The sequence below is a fragment of the Mesorhizobium sp. M9A.F.Ca.ET.002.03.1.2 genome (assembly GCF_003952365.1).
GTDB lineage: Bacteria > Pseudomonadota > Alphaproteobacteria > Rhizobiales > Rhizobiaceae > Mesorhizobium.
Genome location: NZ_CP034443.1, coordinates 6,008,682 through 6,032,700, shown reverse-complemented (window position 1 = coordinate 6,032,700; position 24,019 = coordinate 6,008,682). Strand labels below are relative to the sequence as shown.

Sequence of the window (24,019 nt, the reverse complement as noted above, 5' to 3'; positions counted from 1 at the left end):
GGCAAGGAACCCTGCGCGCCCGCGACCGTTTCCCTGTTTGACACCAAAGGGAGAAAGCCAATGGCCGAAACCACCAGCATGGCAGGCGCCTCAAAGGCGGCAAATGAAGCCCAGGAGGCGATGAAGAAGCAGATCGCCGAGCTCCGCCGCGAAATCACCAAGATAAATCGCACCCTTTCCGACCAGGCCGAGGAGGCACAGGGCTGGTACGATAGCGCCGCCGACAGGGCCTCGCGTGCAGCCCGGCAGTTGCGTAGCCAGGCGCACACCGTGTCTGAGACGGTTCAGCAGAACCCAGGCACAATCTCTTCGGCGATGGTGCTCGGCGGCGTGCTCGGTGTTCTTCTCGGCATCGTGATTGCAAAGAGTTCCGAGCCTGAGCGGCGGTGGTTCTAAGGCTGCAGGTCTTGCGATGCCGAGCCTATCGGCATCGATTCAAGCATGGTTCTTGCGCTGTCGGCATCCGTCACGATGACCGTCGCTAGCCCGGTCCGCGCCACAGCCAGAAGAATGGCACGTTTGTGCGTCCCGCCCGAGGCAATGATGCGACAGGGGATATTGCGGTAGTCGTCGAGCTCCGGCGAAAGCACCTGGCGGTTGAGAGGGTGGTCCACCGGCTTGCCCTTCGGCATCGAGGTAGCGGCCCAGGAGGTCGCCGACGGCGCCGGCGGCGATGAGATCGCGCGCATCCGTTCCCTCCGGCAGGCCGTAGCGCACCTGGAGCGACTGCCGGGATACGTCTCCCACGCTCAGATAGGAGACATCCACATCGTAGGTGCGGTGGAATATCCTCTGGAACACCGACTGGGAAATGATCGTCTCGCGCGATTGCGGGCTCTCGGCGTAAATCGGGGCGGCGAAATAGCGGCATTGCGCGCCCAGGACCTGGGCGAAGCCGCGGACGATCTCGAATGTGTTGATCTCCGAGCCGCGCGTCAGTCCGCCCATCATGGAGCGAACCTCCATCCGCAGCTCGCTGACGGCCGTCATTTGCCGCACGGTTTCCCGCAACGTCTCTTCCCCAACCGACACCGATGGAGGCAGGCTTGCGGCTTTGAATCAGCCGGTCCAGATAGGCGGCCGCACCCCGCCCGATGACTGAATGCACCAGCCGGGGATCGCCCGGTGTCGGCACCACCACGGCATCCCGCAGTCCAAACCGGCTTCGCAATTCGGCCTCGAGTTCGATATTGGCGGCAAGCGGCGAACTGAAGCCTATACGCACGATCCCTTCCTCGAGTGCCGCGGCGAGAAACTCGTTGACCCTGCGGCGGGTGAGATGCATCCGCTCGCCGATCTCAGCCTGCGTCAAACCCTCCACATGATAGAGCCATGCGGCCCTGATCATCAGCTCCTGCTGGTCCATGCGCTCTCCTCCTCCCCCGCCTTGGCTGCTTTCGGTTACAAACGTCACATTGGTGTAGCATTTGTAACTTAAGAATCCCGGCGACCTGTTTCCGGCTGACTGGTCGATGTCAGCAAGGAAGTTATGACCATTTTAGCCGAATAGCAGATTCAAAAAGAATAGATCAACATGGCTTAGTGCTCTGAATATGGGCAGGATTTTCCATACATATTTAGAATATAGTAATATGATACTTTTGTAAAAAAGTACGTAACTTGCGGATTGTCACAAATAATTCATCTAGTCATTACGAAACAGACATAGTGCAGAACATAAAACCGGTCGGATTGCTTTGGCCACGACTTGCCATTCCCGCAGAAGGAGATTCCGATGTTTTCACTCACTCGGCGCGGCGCGCTTGGTATCCTCGGCGCAACCGCAGGCAGCATGGTGCTGCCGCGCTTTGCGATCGGCCAGGGCGCGCGCCCGTCCGTCACCATCGCCGTGCAGAAGATCACCAACAACAACACGCTCGACATATGGAACGAGCAATCCAATGTCGGCGAGCGGGTGTTCTTCCCCAATTTCTGGGAAGGACTGATTCTGCGCAACTGGATGGGCAACCAGGGCCCGGTTCCCGGCCTCGCCACCGAGTGGAAACGCATCGACGACAAGACGCTCGAACTGAAGCTCCGGCAGGGCGTGAAATTCCACAATGGCGACGAGCTGACCGCCGCCGACGTGGTGTTCAGCTTCTCGGCCCAGCGCGTTTTCGGCGACACCCAGCCGGTCGGCGGCAAGACTATCTTCGAGGACGACCACAAGCCGACAACCGCCAAGGAACTGCCCGCCACGATACCTGGCATCAGCCGCCGCCTCTGGCCCGCGCTCGCAGGCGTTGAGGCCGTCGACAAATATACTGTCCGCTTCCACAACGCGACGTCGGATGTGACGCTGGAAGGCCGCCTCTATGCCTTCGGCAGCCAGATCGCCAACCGCCGTGCCTGGGACGAGGCGGCGAGCTATGTCGACTGGGCGCGCAAGCCGGTCACCACCGGCCCCTATATGGTTGGCGAGTTCAAGCCGGACGTGTCGCTCACGCTCGTGGCCTTCGACGACTATTGGGGCGGTCGCCCGCCGCTTGAGCAGATACGCTTCGTGGAGGTGCCGGAAGTCGCTTCCCGCGTTAACGGTCTTCTGTCGGGCGAATACGATTTCGCCTGCGACCTGCCTCCGGACCAGATACCCGCGATCCAGGCCACGCAGGGCTTCGAAATCCAGAATTCGACCATCTGGAATCACCGCGTATCCGTCTTCAACGTCCAGAACCCGATCCTGGCGGATCCGCTGGTGCGCCGCGCCATGACCCATTCGATCGACCGCAAGGCGATCGTGGAAGCGCTGTGGGCCGGTCAGACCGTGATCCCGGCCGGCCTGCAGTTCGACTCCTATGGCGAGATGTTCATCAAGGACTGGGCTCCTCCGGAATACAATCCGGAACTGGCGCGCGACCTGCTGAAGCAGGCCAGCTACAAGGGCGACGCTATCCCCTACCGCCTGCTCAACAACTACTACACCAACCAGACCGCGAACGCGCAGATCATGGTCGAGATGTGGAGCCAGGTTGGCTTGAACGTGCAGATCGAGATGAAGGAAAACTGGGGCCAGATCCACGATCCGGCGGGGGTCAAGGGCGTGCGCGACTGGTCCGCGGGGAACTCGATCAACGACCCGATCACGCCAATGGTCACGCAATTCGGCCCGAATGGCGAAGTCCAGCAAAAGAAGGACTGGACCAATGCCGAGATGAACGAGCTTTCCGTCATTATGGAAACCTCGACCGATCACGCCGCCCGTAAGAAGGCCTTCGCCCGCATGCTGGAAATCTGCGAGCGGGAAGATCCAGTCTATCAGATCCTTCACCAAAATGCGGTGTTCACCGGCATGAAGTCGTCGCTGAAGTGGAAGGCCGCGCCTGCCTTCGCCATGGATTTCCGCTCTTCCAACTGGGCAAGCTGACCATTCGCCACGAAACCGGCTCCGGCAGGGAAACGCCCTGCCGGAGCATTTTCTTTTCATGATGTCCTTCGGGCATAGGTCCGGACAGAGCGGAAGCGGATGGCGATGACAGCGGCGATGGCCAACCTGGTGGAACTGCGCAACCTGAAAGTCGCCTTCGACGGCGTTCAGGTGCTGCACGGCATCGACCTCGATGTTGCACGCGGCGAGGCGCTCGGCCTCGTCGGGGAATCAGGATGCGGCAAGTCGGTCACATGGCTGGCGGCGCTCGGCCTGCTGCCCGGCAAGGCTAGCGTGACCGGTTCGGTGCGCCTCGAGGGCCGCGAGCTTTGCGGCAGCCCGCGCAGCACGCTGGAGCAGGTGCGGGGCGGGCGGATCGCCATGATCTTCCAGGACCCGTCGAGCTCCCTCAACCCCGTCCTGTCGATCGGCCGCCAGATTACCGAGGCGCTGGCCATTCATCGGAGACTGCAGGGCGAGGCAGCGAAGATCGAGGCGCTGAGGCTGATGGACATGGTCGGCATTCCCGACGCCCGTGGCCGTTTCGATCTCTACACGCATGAATTTTCCGGCGGCCAATGCCAGCGGCTGATGATCGCCATGGCGCTGGCGGGAGAACCGGACCTGTTGATCGCGGATGAGCCGACCACCGCGCTCGATGCGACCATCCAGGCCCAGATTCTCGATCTCCTGATCCGGCTGCAGGCCGAGACCGGCATGGCGCTGGTGTTCATCAGCCATGATCTCGGCGCGGTGTCGCAGGTCTGCGAGCGCGTATGCGTGATGTATGCGGGCCGCATCGTGGAAGAGGGTTCGGTCGCGCAGCTGTTTTCCAGCCCTCGTCATCCCTATACGCGCGGCCTGTTCGACGCGATCCCGCGCCTCGATGGCCCCCGAAGGCGGCTGATCCCGATACCGGGCACGGTGCCGAACCCGAACAACCTGCCGCCGGGCTGTGCCTTCGCGCCGCGCTGCTCGCGCACAACCGCTTTCTGCGAGACGTCGCCGCCCTCCTTCCTGCCGCAAAAGGACGGCCGAAAGCTCGCCTGCGCGCACCCGATCGAGCCGGCCGCAGCCGGCGGGGCCGAACGCAAAGTCGCTGAAGATCTGCTGCAATGACGCCGCTGATCGAGGCAGAAAAGCTCGTACGCGTTTACGCGCTGCGGCACGGACCCTTCTCCCGCCGCACCTTTGTTCGCGCCGTCGAGGATGTTTCGCTATCGGTATTCCCTGGCGAAACGCTGGGTATTGTCGGGGAGTCCGGTTCCGGAAAGTCGACGCTCGGACGAATGCTGCTCGGCATCGATCCGGCCCAGGGCGGCGAGGTGCGCTTCGAAGGGCAGAAGATGCCGAGGCTTGGCATGCCGCAGTGGCGGGCGCTGCGCGCGAAAATGCAGCTTGTCTATCAGGACCCGCTTGCCGCACTCGACCGCCGGCAGACGATTGCGACCCAGATCGGCGAACCGCTGGACATCCATCGAGTCGGGGCGAGAGAAAGCCGCGCCGGGCGCGTCGAGGAATTGATGGCGGCCGTCGGCCTGCGCCCCGACCAGGCCGGCCGTTATCCGCATGAGCTTTCCGGCGGGCAGCGCCAGCGGGCGGTGATCGCGCGGGCGCTTGCGGCCCGGCCCAAGCTCCTGGTGTGCGACGAGCCGGTCTCCGCGCTTGACGTGTCGATCCAGGCGCAGGTGGTGAACATGCTGCGCGACCTGCAGGAAGAGAACGGCATCGCCATGATCTTCATCAGCCATGACCTGAAGGTCGTGCGCAACCTGGCCGACCGCGTCGCCGTCATGTATCTCGGCAGGATCGTGGAAGAAGCTTCCTCCGACGTGATTTTCCAGTCGCCCCGGCATCCCTACACCAAGGCGCTGGTTTCCAGCATGCCGATCCCCGGCAAGAAGCTGGAGGGGCGTGTCATCCTCCAGGGCGAACCGCCCAATCCGGCCGCACGCCCGTCGGGCTGTGCCTTCCATCCCCGCTGCCCCGTCGCGCGCGACACCTGCCGCACCATTACGCCGCCGCTGCGCCAGATCGAGAAGGGGCGCACGGCCGCCTGCCATGTCGTGGCGGACAACGCCGCAATGGCGGCCTGACGGAGCCCGCCATGATCCGTTTCGTTCTCGTGCGCGTTATGAGAGCCGTCATCACCATCCTTGCCGTGATGACCTTCGCCTTCGTCGTGCTGCGCATGTCGGGGGATCCGGCCGAGGTGATGTTGGGGCCGGACGTGCCGCAAGATGTCATCGAGGCGTTCCGCAGATCGTGGGGTCTCGACCAGCCGCTGTGGATTCAGTACCTGGCTTACCTCAAATCGATCTTCACCGGCGATTTCGGCGTGTCGATGCGCGACAAGGCTCCCGCGCTGCAACTGGTGCTGGAGCGCGTGCCGGCCACGCTGCAGCTGACCGTTCCGGCGCTCGTCCTGAAGCTGCTGATCGGAATTCCGGCCGGCGTCTATGCGGCGCTGCACCGCCAAAGCTTCGCCGACCGCGGTGTGATCCTGCTGGCGATCCTGGGCTTCACCATTCCGTCCTTTGTCATGGGCCTGGTGCTGGTGCTGATCTTTTCGGTGACGCTGGGCGTGTTGCCTTCCGGCGGCCAGGGGACATGGGTGCACGGCATCCTGCCCACGCTCACCATGAGCGTAGGCGGCGTAGGCATACTCGCTCGTTTCTCGCGCAGCGCCATGATCGAGGTGATGGGCCAGCCCTATATCCGCACGGCTTCCGCCAAGGGGTGAAATGGCGCGACGTGGTGTGGAGCCATGCGCTGCCCAACGCAGCCGTGCCGATCGTCACCATCGTCGGCTTTATGGTCGGCTCGCTGATCGCGGGCGCGGTGGTGGTGGAATCGATCTTTTCGTGGCCGGGCATCGGCAGGTTGCTGATTGTCTCGGTCAGCAACCGCGACCTCGCCGTCGTGCAGTGCATCCTGCTTATCGTCGCGGCCACCATGGTGGTGTCGAACCTGGTCGTCGACCTGCTCTACGGCTGGCTCGACCCACGCTTGCGCTCGCATGCGAGCCACTGAGGAGAACCGGCATGGCTTCGATCTATCCGGCGACCACACGGCCAAACGCGAGGCAACGGGCCGGTTTCCTGTCGTCCATCCGCCGCAACGTGCCGCTGAGCGTCGGCTTGGGAATCCTGTGGCTGGTCGCCATGGTGCTGGTCGCCATCTTCGCCGACAGCATCCGCCCCTACGGCATCACGCAGATGGATCTCACCAGCCGACTTTCGCAACCCGGCACGCTGAAGCATTTGCTGGGCACCGACGAACTGGGCCGCGACGTGCTTTCGCGCCTCATCCAGTCGATCCGCCTTTCGCTCGTCATCGCGTTCGGGGCGACGCTCCTTTCGGCCGTATTCGGCACGGCGCTCGGCTTCGCCGCCGCGCAGTTCCGCGGTTTCGTCGAGCATCTGGTGCTGGCGCTGGCGGATTTCCAGGCGGCTCTGCCGTTTCTCATCATGTCGCTGGCGGTGCTGGCCTTCTTCGGCTCCTCCATGGTGCTGCTGGTCTGCCTGATGGGCTTCTACGGCTGGGAGCGCTATGCGCGCATCGCGCGGGGCCTCGCGATCTCGGCAGGCGCGCAGGGCTATGCGGCCTCGGTGGTGCAGCTCGGCGCCACGCCGGCGCGGGTTTATCTCAGCCACATCCTGCCCAATGTCGCCTCGACGCTGATCGTTTCGATGACGTTGACCTTTCCCGAGATCATCCTGATGGAAAGCGGGCTGTCCTTCCTCGGCCTTGGCGTCCAGCCGCCGGCGACCAGCCTTGGCAATATGGTCGGCTTCGGCCGTGAATATCTGACCCGCGCGCCGTGGATCATGCTGGCGCCCGCCGCCGTCATCATGCTCACCACGCTTTCGATCTCGCTGGTCGGAGACTGGCTGCGCGACAGGCTCGATCCGACGGTGCGGTGAAGATGTTCCAGCAATTCGAGGAGACTTCCATGACTTCGATCACTGGCATGACGTTGATCACCGGCCATCGCGGCGCCCGCAATCTGTGGCCCGAGAACTCGCTTGCCGGCTTCCGCAACACGCTGAAGCTCGGCGTCGACGCCATCGAATTCGACGTCCATCTGACCGAGTCGGGCGAGCTCGTGGTCATCCATGACGCGACGCTCGAACGCACGACGGAGGGATTTGGACCGGTGCGGAAGCTGACGTCCGAAGAGCGGGCAGGCGCGCAGGCGCGGCCAGGCGTAAGGTTGAAAGGTACGGACGAAACTATCCCGACATTGGCGGACGTGCTGGCCGCGCTTTCCGCCAAAGACGGGCCGGACCTGCATGTCGAGATCAAGACCGACGAAACCGGCACGCCCTATCCCGACATTGCCCGGCGCGTCGCCGAGGAGCTTCGGCGGTTCGGCGTCGAGGACAGGACGCATCTGACATCCTTCGACATTTCGGTGCTGGAGGACTGCCGGCGCCATGCGCCGCAGGTCGCGCGCCTCGTCTCCGTCAATGCGGATTGGGCCGAGAGACAGGGTGGCCTGGCGGCATTCCTTGCTCGCGTCGACGGCCTCGTGGACATCGTCGCCATCCATCACGAGCTGATGGAGGCGCAATGGGAACTGGTCCGTGCCGCGCTGCCGCTAGACCGGCTTTGCGTGTGGACAGTGAATGAGGAGGCAGGAATCCGCCACTGGCTGGATCGGCGGATCGGCCGCCTGACATCGGACCGTCCCGACCTCGCCATCGCCTTGCGCTCCGCCATGAGGACGGCCGCGCCGCTCGAAGCCAACCCGGCCTGATCACGCGGATCGGCCGCATAACGACAATGCCAATCTGGCCCAACCCGGAGACAAGCAAATGAGCAATCTTATCGCAACCGGCTTCAACGCGCAGTCTCGCGACGGCGAGCTGGACAGTCTCGAAGCCGATCTTCGCCGGCTCGAAAGTATCGGTGTCGACACCGTCGAGCTAGCGGTGACCAGCATCGATCTTGTCGCTGGCGGCCGCGTCATCAAGGAGAGGGCGGACCGGCTCGTCGCGTTGACCAGCGGGTTTCCCTTCCGTTACACGGTCCATGGCCTCGTCTCCTCCAACTTCATGGATCCCGCGACCTGCAGGTACCAGCTGGAGGCGGCCAAGGCGCTGGTCGAGGTCTGCGACCGGATCGACGCCCGTATCCTGGTTCAGCACGGCGGCTTCCTGCGCGCCGACCAGCCTCTCCTGCGAGCGGATGCGGACCGGCGCGAGCGCGAGGCTCTGTCCGAACTGGCGGAATTCGCCAGGCCTTATGGCGTGCGCGTCGCGCTGGAGAACATCTTCACCGCGGAACCGGGGCAATACCGGCAGACGCCCGCGGAGGTGGCCGAGACCGTCAGGGCCGTCAATCATCCCAATCTGGTCTCGCTGATCGATTTCAGCCATGCCTATCTCGAAGCGACCTATCGCGGGCTGAACTTCCGCGAGCAGATCCGCGCCATGGCCCCGGTGGCCGGGCATCTGCACGTCCACGATTCCTTCGGCCGTCCGCAGGGCTCTTACAAACCCCATTTTCTGCAGGAAGCGGTCGCGCTGGGCCTGGGCGACCTGCACATGCCGCTCGGCTGGGGCGACATTGCCTGGGAAGAGATTTTCAGTGAATTGGAGTTCCTGCCGGGAACGGTCCTGATGATGGAGATCGGCGAACGCTACCGCAACGAGCGGCCAGCCAGCCTCGAACGCGCGAAACACCTGATGGCGCTAAACGGCGGACGCAGTTCCATGGCTGCCGAATGACGCGCGGGAATGAACCGGGTCGAATGAGCCGTCATGGATTCCAGGTTCATTTCAGTCCCAATCCAGATAACAGACGCGGAAATCTTCCACTTTGACCGAAGCATTGCGGTCCAAAATTTGCAGCAGCGGTTTTTCGCCATAAAACGAGGCCCACTGCGGAAAGGTGCTCTTGGTGCCGATGATGTAGTCGCAGCGGGAAAGCGCGAAAAGATCGCTCACGGGAGATTTGGTGCCGAACCCGACCGTCAGGCCGGGAAATTCCCCGGCGTTGCGCCGTTCGTCGCTGCAGACCAGAAAAGATACCCGGCGGCCGGGAAATAGCGTCACGAGGTCGCGCATCCATGCAGCGTAACATTCGACTGGATAAAAATATTTGCCACCCTTCCAGCCGCGATAATCGCCGTGGCGAACGTGAACGCCAATGACGATGTCGGCATTGCGCCGTAATGGCTCCACGGCTTCGCGGCTCGCTTTCTCAAGCGTCGCCAACGGCCGGAAATAGGCGCGGATCTTGTCGCCATGCTTCTGCACCAGATGCGGTGCGCGAAACCGCCAGTCATACACGAAAACGATTCTAGCCGGGCGGATTTTCTCCTGAACGTCTGGGCTGTCCAGATAGGTGATGAATTGACCTTTGGTTTCACGCAACGCGACAACCTTCCGGCCAAAAACCGGAAAGCGATCAATCAGCACGCTGGCATAGCGGGTGACGTGATAGAAAATGCGCGTCTTGCGGATGATCGCGCCGACGCCGGGAATCCGGTCCAGCCAGCTTTTCCGCCGCGGTATCGGATACGCGCAGTGGACGTTGGCGCGCGTGGCTTCAAACAGATCGGCGTAGCTGTGAAAGGTGTAATTGATGAGGTGATCCCCTCGCTCCTCCGCCAGTGCGATGAAATTCGCGAAGATGATCAGACGATTTGCCAGGCGCCCGCAGCGGTACCCGATGGAGAAGAGCTTTTGATTCTTTGGCGGCGTCATCGGGAAAAATTATCTACGGTGTCCGGTTTCAAAAACAAACGTCCTTTGGCACCCGCTCCCGCTGTGGGGACTAAAGCATGACCATTCGCGCTTCCCAGCGCCCGTCTACTACCGAGCGGCGCACGAGGTCCAGTATCAAGCTGCGGACGGCCTCCAGCGCATAGGTCGCCGGGCGGTCGGCCATCTCGCAGACATAGAGCGTGCGCGACAATTCCGGTTCGACGATCGGACGATAATGCAGCAGGCCGCTCTCGATATGCTCGTACATGAACAGCTTGGTGCCAATGGCGCAGCCCAGGCCAGCGGCTAGCGAGGCGCCGATGGCATGAACCGAGTTCATCTGCAACTTGGCCCGGCCTTCGAGCTTCTTGAGAAGATTGGTGTCGTCCATCAGGGCACGGGCCGAGATGCCCTGCCTGAGCAGGATCATCGGCAGATCGAGGATATCGGCGAACCGGATCGGCTGGTCGCTGTCGCCGATGATTGCGCGAGTGCCGACCAGCACCATCTGCTCCTCCAGCACGGCTTGCGTCTTCAGGCGCGGATCGGCGGGCGGATTGTAGACCAGTGCGATGTCGACCTCCGATGCCATCAGGTGGATCAGCGTCGAACCAGACAGGCTCTCCGACAGGGACAGCCGGACCTTGGGATAGTCGGACACGATGCGCCGCGCGAGATCGACGCCGATCGCCTTGACCGCCGAATAGGCCATGCCCACCGAAACCTCGCCCGAGATCTCGGTGCCGGCCTCGCGGATGTCCTTTTCGGCGGCAGACATCGCCTTGAGGATCGACTTGGCGTGGACATAGAGCCGCTCACCGGCCGCGGTGGGTTGCAGGCCGCGTGGCTTGCGTACGAAAAGCGGCGCGCCGAACTCTGCCTCGAGATTGGCGAGGTGATGGCTGAGCGCGGACACAGCGACGCGGCAGGTCTCGGCCGCATTGGACAGCGTTCCCTGCTCATAGATGGCGGCGAAGTAGCGGAGTTGACGCGAGTCCATCGGCGGTTTCTGGATTTTCGAAAGGTGACTTAGAAACATTATGATTTTCCGACGGCGTCGGCAACGCTAGCGTACGGAGGTTCGAGGAGGACTAGATGGATCAGAACTTCCGGCCCCTGGAGGGGATCAGGGTCGTCGAGATGAGCCACATGATCATGGGGCCGTCCTGCGGCATGTTCCTAGGCATGCTGGGAGCGGAGGTGGTCAAGGTCGAGCCGCCGGAAGGCGACAAGACACGCAACCTCACGGGGATGGGAAGACCGTTCTTCCCGCTGTTCAACCGCGGCAAGAAGTCGGTCCAGCTCGACCTCAAATCGGAGGACGGACGTCGCGCGCTTGACGCGCTGCTGGCCAGCGCCGATGTCTTTGTCGAAAACTTCCGGGACGCCTCGCTGTCGAAAATGGGCGCGGATCTCGACGAGCTGCGTTCCCGCCATCCACGCCTGATCGTCGCTTCGCATAAGGGATTCCTGAGCGGTCCGTACCAGGACCGCACGGCGCTCGATGAAGTGGTCCAGATGATGACAGGCCTCGCCTACATGACCGGGCCGACCGGACGGCCGCTACGGGTAGGCTCCTCGGCCAACGATATCATGGGCGGGTTGTTCGGAGCATTCTCCGTGCTGGCGGCGCTGATGGAGCGCAAGGAAACCGGCAGGGGCCGCAGTCTGCGCGTCGGCTTGTTCGAGAACTGCCTGCTCTTGGTGGCTCAGCACATGGTGCAGTTCGAGCTCGAGGGTACCAACCCGCCGCCGATGCCCGAGCGCACTTTCTCATGGCCGGTTTACGACATCTTCGACACGACCGACGGCCGCCAGATGTTCGTCGGCGCCGTTACCGAGGGGCAATGGACGGCGCTGTGCCGGCTGCTTGGGCTCGACGAGTTGCTTGCCGACCCTGGGCTTCAGGCGCGCATGGATCAGATCGAGGCGCGCGACCGCACGATCCCCATCGTGGCAAGAGCCATCGCATCGCGTCAGTCGGAACGGCTTGCCGAGGCCTTCGAAAAGCTCGGCATTCCCTATGCGCCGATTGCCAAGCCGTCAGATATGTACTCGGACCCGCATGTAATGCGGCCGGGAGGGCTTGCGACATCGAGGCTGCCGGATGGCCAGAGTTTTCGCGCGCCCTCGCTGCCATTCGACGTCGACGGGATCATGCTGACGGGCGGCGGCGATGTGCCGGCGCTGGGACAGGACACGGGCGCGGTCCTAGGCTCGCTCGGTCTCGACGCCGAGGCGATCGGCAAGGCGCAGGGCGCGGCGAGGAGAGCGGCATGAGCCGGATCACCGCAGCCTATCCCGCCGACCGGGTGAGCCTGCGCGAGGTCGGCCTGCGCGACGGGCTGCAACTGACGAAGACCTGGCCGTCGACCAACGACAAGCGCGAATGGCTGGCGCGCGAATACGCCGCCGGCGTGCGCCATTTCGAGGTTGGTTCTTTCCTGCCAGCGAGCCGCATGCCGCAATTCGCCGACCTTCGCGATATGATCAACGCCGTTTCTCGGCTAGGAGACGCACGCTCGGCGGCCCTTGTGCTCAACGAGCGCGGCGCGGCCGATGCGTTCGAGACCGAGGTCGACGAGGTTGTCTGCGTGATCTCGGCGACCGAGGAGCACAGCCAGGCCAATATGCGCCGCTCGCGCTCCGAGGCGATCGACCTGGTGCGCACGGTGGCACGGATGCGCGACGAGCGCGACCACAAGGCGATCGTGAACGCCGGCATCGCCATGGCGTTCGGCTGCTCCATCGCCGGCAAGGTCGACCAGGCTGAAGTGCTGCGGCTGGCCTCGGCCTGCATGGAGGCCGGTGCCGACATCGTCGGGATCGCCGATACGGTCGGCTTCGCGGGACCGCGGCAGGTAGCGGGGCTGTCGACAGCCATGACACGTCTTTCCGGCGGCGGCGCCTTTATCGTCCATCTCCACGACACGCGCGGCATGGGGATCGCCAATGCCTCCGCCGCGCTCGACGCCGGCTGCCGCGTGCTCGACGGATCGCTGGGCGGGCTCGGTGGCTGCCCGTTCGCGCCGGGCGCGACCGGCAACGTCGTCTTCGAGGATCTGGTCTTCCTCTGCGAGACCAAGGGCTTCGCGACCGGCGTCGACCTCGACGCATTGGTCGCCGTCCGGGCCGTGCCGGAATATGCCATGCCAAACGAGAAGTTCTACGGCGCCATCGCGCGCGCGGGGCCGCCCCGCACGCTCGACTGGCGCGCCTGACCGGGAGGGAGGCCCGGCGCTGTCATCCAAGAAAACAAGGGAGGAATACCATGAATCGCTACACAGCAACGCTCGCAGGCACGCTGCTGCTCTCGGCCCCGGTCGTCACTGTATCGCACGCGGCAACCGCCATGCGCTGCAGTCATCAGTTGCCACCGGCGCACCACATCGCCATCGTCGTCGACAAATGGGCAGCGGAGGTCGAGAAGCTCTCCGGAGGCGAGCTTGACGTTCAGGTGTTCGGCGCCGACAGCCTGGTCAAGGCCAACGACAACATCCTTGCTGTCGCCAAGGGCGACATCGAATGCGCGTTCTCGCTCAATTTCCAGTGGGGCAAGACGCTGCCGATCATGAACGTCACGGTCGGGCCCTACACAATGTCCTCCATCGAAGCATGGAAGAAATGGCCGACATCCGACGCCGCTGCCTTTCTGGAGGGAAAACTTGCTGAAAAGGGTGTCAAGAACATCGCGTGGATGTTCCAGACCAACACCAGCGTGTTTACCTCAAAGGGCAAGGCCCTGGTTACGCCTGATGACTTCAAGGGAATTAAGATGCGCGGCATTGGTCCGGCTTTCGACCGCGGCCTGACGGCCATGGGCGCGACCACGGCTGCCATGCCCGGCAGTGAAGTCTATCAGGCGCTGGCGACCGGCGTCATCGACGCCGCCATAACCGACGTAGCCGCCGCCTATTCGCGCAAATATTTCGAGGTGCAGGATCACATGACGGTGGTGCCTGTGCTGGCCGCCTATTTGCATGGCTATGTCAATCCCGCCTGGCATGAAGAGCTGAGCGACAAGTCCAAGGCCGCGCTCAAGCAGGCCGGTGAAGCCGCCTCGCAATGGGCGCTCGACGCCTCGATCCAGGCCGCGGCCAACGCGCCGAAGCAATTGGAGGAGAAGGGCGTCAAAGTCCATATCGCCACGGATGCCGAGAACGAGTCGTTGAAGGCGGTCATGCAGCCGGCCTTTGCGGAGGGTTTCGCTGAAGAGACCGGCGAGGACGGCAAGACGCTGCTCGGCCTGATCGAGAAGATCCAGTAGCCGCCATGTTGGAGGACGTCTCGACCGAAGAGGAGGCGCCGCGCGCCGCCTCTTTTCCCGAACGCGCCGCTGCGGCGATTTCGCGCCTTGGCGGAGCGTTGAGCGCGCTGCTGATCCTCGTGGTTCTGGCAATCACCGCCGTCAGCGTCTTCAACCGCTACTTTCTCGGCAGGCCGCTGATGGGCGTCGACGAAGCGACCGGCTTCCTGGTGGTCGCCATCGTCATGTTCGGGGCGGCGGAGGCCCTGAGGTGCGGCGACCATATCCGGATCGATCTGCTGTTCGATCATCTCGGACCCAGGGCGCGCTGGTGGCTGGAATTGTGGTCGCTCGCCAGCGTGCTCGTTTTCGCGGCGCTGCTGCTCGTCGCCTCCTGGCACACGGTCGCGTTCTCCTACCGGTTCGGCGCCTATTCGACCGGCTACCTGTCGCTGCCGATGTGGATCCCGCAATCGACAATGGTCGTCGGCGCTGTGCTGATCGGGCTCGCCGCCCTGACTTCGATGCTCAGGCTGTTTGGCGAGAAGTGGCCATGACGATATTTCTGATCCTCGGCTTTCTCGTCCTCTTGCTCCTGACGGGCATGCCGATCTTCGCGGCGCTGAGCCTGTCCTCCGCGGCGATCCTGATGATCTACGAGGGCAGGATCGACTCCATCGCCGACACGGTCTTCGCCAGCCTCAACAACCCCCTGCTGGCGACGATCCCGATGTTCGCCTTCATGGCGCATGTCATGATCAAGGCGAAGGTGGTCGACGATCTCTACGACATGGCCAACAGGCTGGTTGGGCACATCAAGGGCGGGCTGGGCTTCGCCACCATCTTGTCGTGCACGATCTTCTCCACCATTTCGGGCTCGTCTGTCGCGACCGCACTGACGATCGGCTCGACCGCCATCCCGCAGATGCAGCGCTTCGGTTACCGGCCCCGCGACACTTACGGCATCATCGCCGCCGGCGGTACGCTCGGCATCCTCATCCCGCCGTCAGGGCCGATGATCCTCTATGCGATCGTCACGGACGCCTCGATCGGCGCGCTCTTCCTGGCGGGCATGATCCCCGGGCTGATCATGGCCGCTATCTTCGCCATGTTCTCGTGGTTCCAGGCAAACGCACATGGTGAGACGAAGACGCAGGCCTGGCCTGGAACGAAGGCAGTGATTGCCGCCTTTATGAAGTCGATCTGGGCGGTGATGATGCCACCCATAATTCTCGGCGGTATCTATCTCGGCATATTCACCGCGGCGGAAGCGGCGGCCGTCGGCGCTGTCTACGCGCTTTTCGTCGCGCTTCTGATCTACCGCAACGTTTCGGCCGCCGATCTCTGGGACTGCACCTGGCAAACCATGCGCACCAGCGCGATGCTGTTCATGATCATCGCCGGCGCGGGACTGTTCGGCCATGCGGTGACGATCATCCGCCTGCCGGCGGAGATCATGGAGGGCGTGACCGCGCTCGGCCTGTCGCAGACCGGCTTCATCCTGGTGGTCATGGCGGCAATCTTCGTGCTCGGCATGTTCCTTGAGACCATCGCCATCATCCTGATCACCACCCCAATCATCCTGCCGGCGATGGTGGCGCTGGATATCAATCTGATCTGGTACGGCGTCATGCTGATGATCAACCTGGAATTGGCATTGATCACGCCGCCGGTCGGGATGAATCTGTTCGTCATCAAGGGCATCACCAACGCGCCGCTGTCGCAGATCATCCGCGGCTCTTCGCCCTACGTGGCGCTGCTGATTGGCGGGCTCGTGCTGATCTGGGCCTTCCCGCAGCTGTCACTATGGCTGCCGACAAGTGCAGGATTCGGGCGATAGGCGAACCGTCCCTCCACGATGTGGGCTAAGATAGCTCGTCGGGTCTTCCATCACGAAGGCCAAGCAACCAACCGAGGGAGAAGAAAATGCGGCAAGCGCTGATCGTGTGGGGCGGCTGGGACGGACACGAGCCGGAAGAAGGCGCGCGCGTCGTCAAGGCGATGCTTGAGGAGGAAGGGTTCGGCGTGCGCGTCGAAACCACGACCGCCATATTCGCCGAGCCCGCGATCGCCGATTTGAGCCTGATCGTGCCGATCTACACGATGGCCAAGCTTGCGAAGAACGAGGAGCTCAACCTGACAAGGGCAGTCGAGGGCGGTGTCGGCTTGGGCGGCTATCACGGCGGCATGTGCGATGCGTTTCGTGAAGCCACGGACTACCAGTTCATGTGCGGCGGTCAGTGGGTGGCGCATCCGGGCAACATCATCGACTACCGGGTCGACATCGCCAGGCGCGACGATCCCATCATGAACGGCATCGACGATTTTCCGTACCGCTCCGAGCAGTATTACATGCATGTGGATCCCTCCAATGAGGTGCTGGCGACCACCACCTTCTCCGGCGAGCACACATCCTGGATCGAAGGCGTGGTCATGCCGGTCGTCTGGAAGCGCCGGCACGGCAAGGGAAGGGTGTTCTATTCGGCGCTCGGACATGCGGCAGGGGAATTCGCGGTGCCGCAGATGCGCACGATATTCCGTCGCGGCCTGCTCTGGGCGGCGCGTTGAGGCGCCGACGTCCGGTTTGTTGCGTCGCTCCCCAGGCTGTGCGAAAACGTTCTGGCACGTTGAGATCACCCGCGCCGATTACCCGCCAAAGGCTGCCGTAAACCTGATTTCACACACATTCTGGAAAGCGTACATTGGATGTCGCTGCTTTGTATCTTCTCCGCCGTGCGCGGCCAGGTGCAGGAAAGGGATAGCCGCATATGGTCGTCAGCACGAGCGCGGGTAGCGCTGTCCCACTACGCGCTCGTCTGTGGGGATCATGAGACCGTCAGATCGCCGGTGCATTCGGGTCACTGGCCTTCAAGGCAACCAGATCAGCCTGCTTTCCGAAAATGCCCCAATTCTCATCCACGACATCGTGGATGACGACGTACACTGGCGCGACATGAGTCCCGTCTGGATGGCGATCGAGAATGGCGGTAGCGCCCTCGATGAGCTTGCGCTTGCCGGTGCCGTCTAGACCGCCTGCTAGAACATATATTTGAAGCGTCACTATGGGGAGCCGGGCCGGTTCGTCGCCCATGAAGACCGCATCTGCCGCGTATTCGGCGAAATAGGTCCACACGGTGCTGCGCACCATCGGCGAGGACGGCAGCGCCTCGCATTCGAGGCCCAGCGCCATGAGGGCAGCCGCGACGCGCTGCCGATCCGCCGCATCGAATGTGCCCGCCGGCGAGTGGATGATGAGCTTGGGCATGGAGGGAGCCTTTCGGTACAACGTGTGGCAGGTGCCGCTGGAGCGGCACCCGCGTCCTGTGTCAGATGGTCTGACCGCCCGACACCTCGATGCGCTGACCGTTGACCCAGCGGTTGTCTGGGCCGAGCAGGCTGGCCACCATCGGGCCGATATCGTCGGGCTGGCCGACGCGCCCGAGCGCGGTCATGCCGGCGAAGGCCTTGTTGTAATCGGGGATGTCGCGCACCGCGCCGCCCAGGAAATCGGTCTCGATCGCGCCTGGCGCGACCGTGTTGGCGGTTATGCCGCGGCTGCCCAGTTCCTTAGCCATGTAGACGGTGAAGATCTCCACCGCACCCTTGGCCGCAGAGTAGGCCGAGAAGCCGGGGAACGACACACGGGTAAGGCCCGACGAGAAGTTGATGATGCGGCCACCATCGGCCAGCACCGGCAGCAGTGCCTGCGTCAGGAAGAACACGCCCTTGACGTGGACAGCGAACAGTTTGTCGAACTGCACCTCAGTGGTGGCGGCAAAGTCCGCCATCTCTCCGTGACCGGCATTGTTGACGAGGTGGTCGATCGTGTCCCGGCCCCAGGTGGCGGTCAGCGCGCTGCGCAGCGCCTCCAGGAAGGCGGAAAAGGTCGAGACGTCGCCGGTGTCGAGCTGCAACGAGACAGCCCTGCGGCCCAGCGCCTCGATTTCGGCCACGACCGCGTCCGCATTGTCCTTGCCGCTATGGTAAGTGAGGATCACGTCGCCGCCATGGCGCGCGATGCTGATGGCGGTGTTCCGACCGAGGCCGCGGCTGCCGCCGGTTATGAGGGAGATGGTGGTCATTGGATGCCTCCGGGTTAGTGTTGCCACCCTTATGCCGTAGACTGTCCGAATGTGGTTGCGCGATTGTCCGTAAAACTTGCCTGATCCTCCTGACGCGTTGTCGCGATCGGCTGCTTCCGCTATCATCGCCGCATGAATGATCAACTGCTCAAACATGCCCGTCGCTATGCCGACGCCCACGCCGATCAGGTCGGCGTCGCGGCGACTCCGGTCGACGGCCTCGTGATCCTGCGCGAAACGGCGCCGACCATGCTGCAATATGCCGTGTCGAAGCCGCTGGTAGCGCTGGTCCTGCAGGGCGGCAAGCGCGTGACGATGGGCAGCCGAACGTTCGACTTCGGTGCCGGCGATTCCCTCCTCATCACCACCGACGTGCCCACCGTCAGCCAGATCACGACCGCCAGCAGGGTCTTGCCTTATTATTCTCTGGTCCTCGAACTCGATCCTTCCGTCATCGCCGGCCTCGTCGGCCAAATCGGCTCACTGCCGTTCGAGGCGGACCAGCCGGTCCGCGTCGATCCGACCGAGACGGAGGTGGCCGATGCGGCGTTGCGTCTCCTGCGATTGCTCAACCGACCTGACACCTTGGCAGTGCTGGGATCACAACTCGTCCGTGAATTGCATTACTGGCTGCTGAGCGGGAGGCATGGCGGTGCCATCCGGGCGCTGGGCGTGACCGACAGCCATGCCCAGCGGATCGCGCGCGCGGTCGCGATGCTTCGCCGTCACTATGCCGAACCCATCAAGGTGGAAGCCTTGGCCGAGGTCGCGGGCATGAGCCTGTCCGCATTCCATGTCCATTTCCGCACCATCACCTCGCTGTCGCCGCTGCAGTTCCAGAAGCAACTCCGCCTGATCGAGGCCCGCCGCCGGATGCTGGCAGAGGGTGAGGCGGTCAGCGATGCTGCCTATGGTGTCGGATACGAAAGCGTACCGCAGTTCACACGCGAATATAGCCGCATGTTCGGGCAACCTCCTGGCCGTGATATCCGGCAGGCGCGTACGCAGATGATCGCCGCTGCATAGGACTTCCCACAATACAATCGTGACTGCTGCCAATGTTGGGAGGTGGTAGCTATCAAGGCAGGTAACCGCAAACCTGTCGTTCTGCAAAGTCCGGGACTGCCGACATTACTGACTTGTCGCGCACCCCGATGCGCGTACTCTTCAGTTGATCGAGTTTTTTCTCAGGAAGAACTGTATTATAGAAAACGACTTCTGTAACATACCTCGCGTAGGAGGTGGCGTAGATGGGGTTTATTGAGGGTGTGGATCGTGGGCAGGCCGCTCTCCTGCCGCCTTGCCTGATCATCCATCACGACGTCTTCAATGATGCGAATGACGGCCATCTTCTCCACCCGATGTCGACTGGTGCCCGGCACGTGCTCAATGCCAACGAACTCCACGTCTTGACCGATGGCGGCTACTCCAATGCCGAGGAAGTTGCCCGATGCGAGCGCGGCGCTATCACGGTGTCAGCGCCGATCAAGCGCGGTGCCATGAACAGCGAACACTTCCGTCCCACCCAGTTTGTCTATGACGAGCCAGCGACACCATCTGCTGCCCCGCAGGCGAAACACTCTGACCGTCGGGAAAGCACACCCGCAATAAGAGCGATCCGATACAGGACGTCCGCATGCAAGGCGTGTGCTTTAAAACCGAAATGCACGCCGGGCGTCCAGCGCACGATCCATCGCTTGTTCGATCAGGCGGCGCTCGATCGGATGGAAGCCCGCATATATGCCGATCCAAATCTGATGAGGATCAGACGCTGCACTGTCGAGCATCCGTTCGGCACAATCAAACGAATGTCAGGTGGCGGTAGGTTCCTGACACGGGGTTTAAGGGCGGTGAAAGCGGAAGCGGCTTTGTCGATACTCGCATTTAACGTCCTCCATGCTGTGAATGCCTTCGGACAACGGAAAATGATTGGGGGCGCCTGATACGCTCGGCCCTTCGCATTGAATCTTCGGCGGCGCCGTCGCGAGTTTCTGCACTGCCTGTCCCGCAACCATCTCAATAGCGGATGGTGACCGAGGCCCCGCTTTGTGCGGACTCGTACGCGGCGACCACGATGGCGAGCGCGGCTTTCCCATCCAGTGCCGAGCTTGGGGCGTCGCTTACATCAAGCAAATAGTCGACGAATGCCGACGCCACGGCGTGATGGAAACCTCCAGCGACGAAACGAGGGACGACGTCGAGGGTTTCCCAGCCAACCGCATCTTTTCGCGCAAGCCTGAGATAGCTCGGGCCAGACAGGTTGCGAGACGCGAGGTCGACTCCGGCAAGCAGCACGGTCGCCTCCGATCCGTAGACTTCCACCGAGTCGTGGCCGGCGGCGAACGACCAACTCGTTGCCACTTCGGCCAGCAGCCCATTTTCCCATCGCAGCATGGCAATCGCGGCATCCTCGACGGCAAGGTCCCGGGAAAGGAGATGTTCGCCTGGACCGTTTGCGGGTTGCCGAACAGCCAGCGCAGAAAATCGAGCGCGTGCACGCCCTCGTCGATCAGGGTGCCGCCGCCGCTGAGTTCCGGCCTGGTCCACCAGCCGTTCGTGAACGCAGCTTCCCGCGCGTGGCTGTGGCCGTGTCTGATGCGCACGAGCCGGATCTCGCCGAGCTCGCCCGATCGAATGAGGTCTCGGATCCTGATGCTTGCCGGGTCGAGACGTTTTGGGAAGCTTTGCATGAACCTGATGCCACGATCGCGAACGGCGGTCTCGATTGCAACGGCATCGTCCATGCTCGCGGCCAGCGGCTTCTCGCATAGAACCGCGCGCCCGCGCCGCGCCGCCGCCTCGATGAGGGACCGATGCCGGGCGGTCTCGGAACATATGGCGACGGCATCGACCGACGCCAGAAGCCCGTCGATGTCGTCGAACTGCCGCATCGCGAAGCAGACCGCGGCGGTCTGCCGGCGCGACGCATCTTCGTCCCAGACGCCGGCCAGCGAAACGCGCGGATCCGCCGCAAAGGCTTCGGACCAGAAGTTGGCGTGATAATGCGCGAAGCTCAGCATGCCGATGCGCAGCGACATCGCTCAATCGGCGTCCGGTTGTGACGGGCGCTGCCGCGTCGCCGCCGCATGCCCTTCGATGGAAACAAGGACGCGGTAGGACCGCCGCTCGCCCGGCTTGAGAACTGCTTCCGCCGGCGATGAGCCGTCGGTGGGGCGCCCGCTTGTACAGGGCTCGATCGACAGGACGCCGACGCCCGGCCTGAGATCATGCCAGAGCTGCAGATGGCTCAGCGCGTCCGTGTCGAACTCGAAGCGCACCGCAAGCCCGCCAGGCGAGCGAAGGACACACAGGGACGTGGGGCCGGAGGCCGGCCAGGTCCGCGCGGTGACCAGGCCCTTATCAGCATCGGCAAGCTCGATCGGACCGATGAGCCGCCGCCCGTCCAGCTCGACCGTGCTTCCCGTCATGATCGCGGGGTAGCCGAGATTGAAGTGGTAGAGCATTGGCTGCTTGGTATCGGTCGTGCCGACATTCTCGACGGTATCGCGAATGAGGATGGCCGCGCCGCCGATCGGCGCTTCGATCCGCCGGTGAAGCCGCAACGCCTCGCCGCCATAGCGCGCCTGTGTGACCTCGCCTTCGCAATGGAGAAACGGCGCGGCCGCCTGCCATGTTTCGCCATAGGCTTTGATGGCGGCCGGCGAGAAAGGCAGCCGCCCGTGCTGCGGCTCGCCATCGCGGGCAAGGCGAATGTGGTTGAGCCCACAAGTGACGAGGAACCCGCCGAAACCGCGGTTGAAGCCTTGGCCGTCTTCACTGTCGGGATCGAGCAATGCGGGAGCCACGAAGCCGGCCGGGCTTTGCCAGCCTATGGGAACACCTTGCCAGGACAGGAGGCCGATATCCATCGAGCGGTCGGCCAGCACCGAAAAATCGAGGCCGGCGCCCGTCGAGAACGCGAGCGCCCGCACGCCGCGTTCGGCGCCGTCATCGAAGACGATGCGCCGGACGCTTGCCACCTGCCGCAAGTCGCCGACAAGCGGCCGCAGCGCCGCGGCGCTCCACTCGGTCATTGGGCCGGTTCCGCCGCCCGCTCGCCCGCCGACGACAAGTCGAGCCGCGCGAAGGCCTCCGGCGGCGCGTCATTGGCTTTCATGAGATCGATCATCATGCCGATCAGCCGCGCTTCCTGGACCGCGTCCGTTATCGGCCTGGTCTGGCCGGGATCGGTCTCGAGATCGTAAAGCCGCGTGTCGGATTCCAGCAAGGCGCCCGGTCCGTAGTTGATATACATCGGCGATCGCTCGAGCACCGGCACCTTGAGCAGCTTGGCGCCCTTGGTGAACGGAAACGGGTCCGCAAGCCGCGCATCCGACAGTTCCTCCGGCGAAAACGGCGCGAAGATGTGTGTCGGCATCAGCGTGTACTGGTAGATCTCCTGACGGGCCAAATCGGCCGGGAAGCGATGGTAGGTGTAGCGGCCGTCGGCGATGTTGACCGCTCCGCCGAAATAGCCGAACAGGGCGCCGTCCCGGCGGCGTTCGTCGTTCGTCATCGACAGCAGCGAATAGCCCTCACTCTCGGGCGGCGCTTCGGCCCCGAACAGATCGAGGAAGGTCGGCGCGAGGTCGATCGATTGCGTCAGCGAGGCTGTCCGCAACCCGGCTCTCGATGTGTTTCGCGGATCGTGGATGAAAAGCGGGATGTGCGCGACCTCCTCGTAGAGGTTCATGCGGTTCTTCGCCCAGAAATCGTGCTCGCCAAGCAGGAACCCATGGTCGCTTGTCACGACGAGCGCCGTGTCCTTCCACAGGTCGTGCTTGTCGAAGTAGTCCAGCAATTGCCCAAGCAGGTGGTCGCACATCGCCACGACCGCGTAGTAGTTGGCGCGCAATTCCTCGCACTCGTCCGGCAATTCGTCGACGCGCCCGTAGCGGGGCCAGTCGCGGATTGGTCCCTTCCATCCCGTGTCGAAGGGCTCCTTGAAACGGGATGGCGCATGGAACGGCTCGTGCGGATCGAAGGTCTCGATCTGCAGCAGCCAGTTGTCGGCGCCGCGGTTGCGGTCGAGGAAGTCGAAACCATGCGCGAAGCACTGGACGGAGGGGAAATCCTTCTCCTCCCGGATGAACTCGCGGTTGACGACGTTCTGCGAGAAGTATTTGCGGCGTTCGGTGGTGAACTGCCTGGCGTGATACATCTCGCGCAGGCGTTCCCAATGAGGCTGCACCATCGCCTTCCACGGATCGCCCTCCTGTCCGCGGACGAACTCGTAGGAATCGTAGCGGTTGTGGTAGGTCGCGCCGCCATCTTCCCAGTAGTGGAAATGGTCGGTGACCAGATGGCTGTAGATGCCCTTCCGGTGCAGAAGCTCGGGAAACGCGTTGTCGAAAGGCTCGAGCGGTCCCCAACTGCGATGCAGGAAGGTGAGGCGCCCGGTCAGCATGTCGCGTCTCGCCGGCATGCAGGGAAGGCTGCCGACATAGTGGTTGTCATACGTCACCGTCCGCGCGGCCAGCCGGTCGAAGTTCGGAGTTGGGACCCGCGTTCCCCGGTAGGGCGCCAGGACATGGCGATTGAGCGAATCGAACAGGACGAATACGGCTTTCATGGCAAACTGGCTTTCATTGCAGACTCCGGGAATGCAGGC

At 63.2% G+C, this 24,019-nt stretch carries 22 protein-coding genes and 2 pseudogenes; 16 read left to right on the top strand and 8 right to left on the bottom strand.

What is annotated here, in order from left to right; genetic code table 11:
• The first annotated feature begins 60 nt into the window (after positions 1–60).
• Positions 61–396, top strand: coding sequence for a hypothetical protein (locus tag EJ066_RS29340; protein ID WP_245455021.1), 336 nt, complete (start codon positions 61–63; stop codon positions 394–396).
• Here EJ066_RS29340 and EJ066_RS32625 read toward each other — a convergent pair.
• A pseudogene (locus EJ066_RS32625) lies at positions 393–1,366 on the bottom strand (sugar-binding transcriptional regulator). The gene EJ066_RS29340 and the pseudogene EJ066_RS32625 overlap by 4 nt on opposite strands.
• A 369-nt stretch (positions 1,367–1,735) precedes the next feature.
• Here EJ066_RS32625 and EJ066_RS29330 point away from each other — a divergent pair.
• The 7 genes and pseudogenes from EJ066_RS29330 (at position 1,736) to EJ066_RS29300 (ending at position 9,099) form a co-directional block, all read left to right on the top strand.
• Entirely contained in the window at positions 1,736–3,364 is a 1,629-nt protein-coding gene (locus tag EJ066_RS29330; RefSeq protein WP_126043377.1) for an ABC transporter substrate-binding protein, read from the top strand.
• 105 nt (positions 3,365–3,469) lie between these two features.
• Complete coding sequence (locus tag EJ066_RS29325; protein ID WP_126044099.1) at positions 3,470–4,483, top strand: ABC transporter ATP-binding protein; 1,014 nt, start codon at positions 3,470–3,472, stop codon at positions 4,481–4,483.
• Complete coding sequence (locus EJ066_RS29320) at positions 4,480–5,460, top strand: ABC transporter ATP-binding protein (protein WP_126043376.1); 981 nt, start codon at positions 4,480–4,482, stop codon at positions 5,458–5,460. Before EJ066_RS29325 ends, EJ066_RS29320 begins: the two co-directional genes overlap by 4 nt.
• Positions 5,461–5,471: 11 nt before the next feature.
• Positions 5,472–6,397, top strand: a pseudogene (locus tag EJ066_RS29315) (ABC transporter permease).
• A gap of 11 nt (positions 6,398–6,408) precedes the next feature.
• Positions 6,409–7,290, top strand: a complete 882-nt coding sequence (locus EJ066_RS29310; protein WP_126043375.1) for an ABC transporter permease — start codon at positions 6,409–6,411, stop codon at positions 7,288–7,290.
• A 47-nt stretch (positions 7,291–7,337) separates the two neighbouring features.
• Positions 7,338–8,126, top strand: a complete 789-nt coding sequence (locus EJ066_RS29305) for a glycerophosphodiester phosphodiesterase family protein (protein ID WP_126044098.1) — start codon at positions 7,338–7,340, stop codon at positions 8,124–8,126.
• A 58-nt stretch (positions 8,127–8,184) separates the two neighbouring features.
• On the top strand, positions 8,185–9,099 hold the full coding sequence (locus EJ066_RS29300) for a TIM barrel protein (RefSeq protein WP_126043374.1): 915 nt from the start codon (positions 8,185–8,187) through the stop codon (positions 9,097–9,099).
• Positions 9,100–9,150: 51 nt separating this feature from the next.
• Here the strand turns inward: EJ066_RS29300 and EJ066_RS29295 are convergent, their stop codons facing one another.
• Together EJ066_RS29295 and EJ066_RS29290 are read right to left on the bottom strand one after the other, a co-directional pair.
• Positions 9,151–10,080 carry an alpha-1,2-fucosyltransferase gene (locus EJ066_RS29295; protein ID WP_126043373.1) on the bottom strand — a complete coding sequence of 310 codons (930 nt, stop codon included), beginning with the start codon at positions 10,078–10,080 and terminating at the stop codon, positions 9,151–9,153.
• Between the two features lie 70 nt (positions 10,081–10,150).
• Positions 10,151–11,080 (bottom strand): LysR substrate-binding domain-containing protein, encoded by a 930-nt coding sequence (locus EJ066_RS29290; protein WP_189644396.1) that lies wholly within the window; start codon positions 11,078–11,080, stop codon positions 10,151–10,153.
• Positions 11,081–11,175: 95 nt separating this feature from the next.
• Between EJ066_RS29290 and EJ066_RS29285 the strand changes: the two genes are divergently transcribed.
• The 6 genes from EJ066_RS29285 to EJ066_RS29260 all read left to right on the top strand — a co-directional run bounded on the left by EJ066_RS29285 (position 11,176) and on the right by EJ066_RS29260 (position 16,894).
• Entirely contained in the window at positions 11,176–12,360 is a 1,185-nt protein-coding gene (locus tag EJ066_RS29285; RefSeq protein WP_126043371.1) for a CoA transferase, read from the top strand.
• Entirely contained in the window at positions 12,357–13,301 is a 945-nt protein-coding gene (locus EJ066_RS29280) for a hydroxymethylglutaryl-CoA lyase (RefSeq protein WP_126043370.1), read from the top strand. Before EJ066_RS29285 ends, EJ066_RS29280 begins: the two co-directional genes overlap by 4 nt.
• A 50-nt stretch (positions 13,302–13,351) precedes the next feature.
• Positions 13,352–14,347, top strand: a complete 996-nt coding sequence (dctP, locus tag EJ066_RS29275) for a TRAP transporter substrate-binding protein DctP (protein WP_126043369.1) — start codon at positions 13,352–13,354, stop codon at positions 14,345–14,347.
• A gap of 5 nt (positions 14,348–14,352) precedes the next feature.
• A complete protein-coding gene (locus EJ066_RS29270) occupies positions 14,353–14,883 on the top strand; it encodes a TRAP transporter small permease (RefSeq protein ID WP_126043368.1) in 531 nt (176 codons plus the stop codon).
• Complete coding sequence (locus EJ066_RS29265; RefSeq protein ID WP_126043367.1) at positions 14,880–16,166, top strand: TRAP transporter large permease; 1,287 nt, start codon at positions 14,880–14,882, stop codon at positions 16,164–16,166. The genes EJ066_RS29270 and EJ066_RS29265 overlap by 4 nt, the downstream gene beginning before the upstream one ends.
• 86 nt (positions 16,167–16,252) lie before the next feature.
• Positions 16,253–16,894 carry a ThuA domain-containing protein gene (locus tag EJ066_RS29260; RefSeq protein WP_126043366.1) on the top strand — a complete coding sequence of 214 codons (642 nt, stop codon included), beginning with the start codon at positions 16,253–16,255 and terminating at the stop codon, positions 16,892–16,894.
• Positions 16,895–17,162: 268 nt separating this feature from the next.
• Here the strand turns inward: EJ066_RS29260 and EJ066_RS29255 are convergent, their stop codons facing one another.
• Positions 17,163–17,591, bottom strand: coding sequence for a tautomerase family protein (locus tag EJ066_RS29255; RefSeq protein ID WP_126043365.1), 429 nt, complete (start codon positions 17,589–17,591; stop codon positions 17,163–17,165).
• A 61-nt stretch (positions 17,592–17,652) separates the two neighbouring features.
• Positions 17,653–18,408, bottom strand: coding sequence for an SDR family oxidoreductase (locus EJ066_RS29250; RefSeq protein ID WP_126043364.1), 756 nt, complete (start codon positions 18,406–18,408; stop codon positions 17,653–17,655).
• A 132-nt stretch (positions 18,409–18,540) separates the two neighbouring features.
• Between EJ066_RS29250 and EJ066_RS29245 the strand changes: the two genes are divergently transcribed.
• Together EJ066_RS29245 and EJ066_RS29240 are read left to right on the top strand one after the other, a co-directional pair.
• Complete coding sequence (locus tag EJ066_RS29245) at positions 18,541–19,434, top strand: AraC family transcriptional regulator (protein ID WP_126043363.1); 894 nt, start codon at positions 18,541–18,543, stop codon at positions 19,432–19,434.
• 224 nt (positions 19,435–19,658) lie between these two features.
• Positions 19,659–20,351: a transposase gene (locus EJ066_RS29240; protein WP_210211041.1), complete on the top strand. Its 693-nt coding sequence runs from the start codon at positions 19,659–19,661 to the stop codon at positions 20,349–20,351.
• Between the two features lie 177 nt (positions 20,352–20,528).
• Here the strand turns inward: EJ066_RS29240 and EJ066_RS29235 are convergent, their stop codons facing one another.
• The 3 genes from EJ066_RS29235 to EJ066_RS29225 are packed head-to-tail and all read right to left on the bottom strand — an operon-like array spanning position 20,529 to position 23,980.
• On the bottom strand, positions 20,529–21,446 hold the full coding sequence (locus EJ066_RS29235) for a Gfo/Idh/MocA family oxidoreductase (protein ID WP_126043362.1): 918 nt from the start codon (positions 21,444–21,446) through the stop codon (positions 20,529–20,531).
• Positions 21,447–21,449: 3 nt separating this feature from the next.
• Positions 21,450–22,442, bottom strand: a complete 993-nt coding sequence (locus tag EJ066_RS29230; protein ID WP_126043361.1) for a DUF4432 family protein — start codon at positions 22,440–22,442, stop codon at positions 21,450–21,452.
• Positions 22,439–23,980: a sulfatase gene (locus tag EJ066_RS29225; protein ID WP_126043360.1), complete on the bottom strand. Its 1,542-nt coding sequence runs from the start codon at positions 23,978–23,980 to the stop codon at positions 22,439–22,441. The genes EJ066_RS29230 and EJ066_RS29225 overlap by 4 nt, the downstream gene beginning before the upstream one ends.
• Positions 23,981–24,019 lie beyond the last annotated feature (39 nt).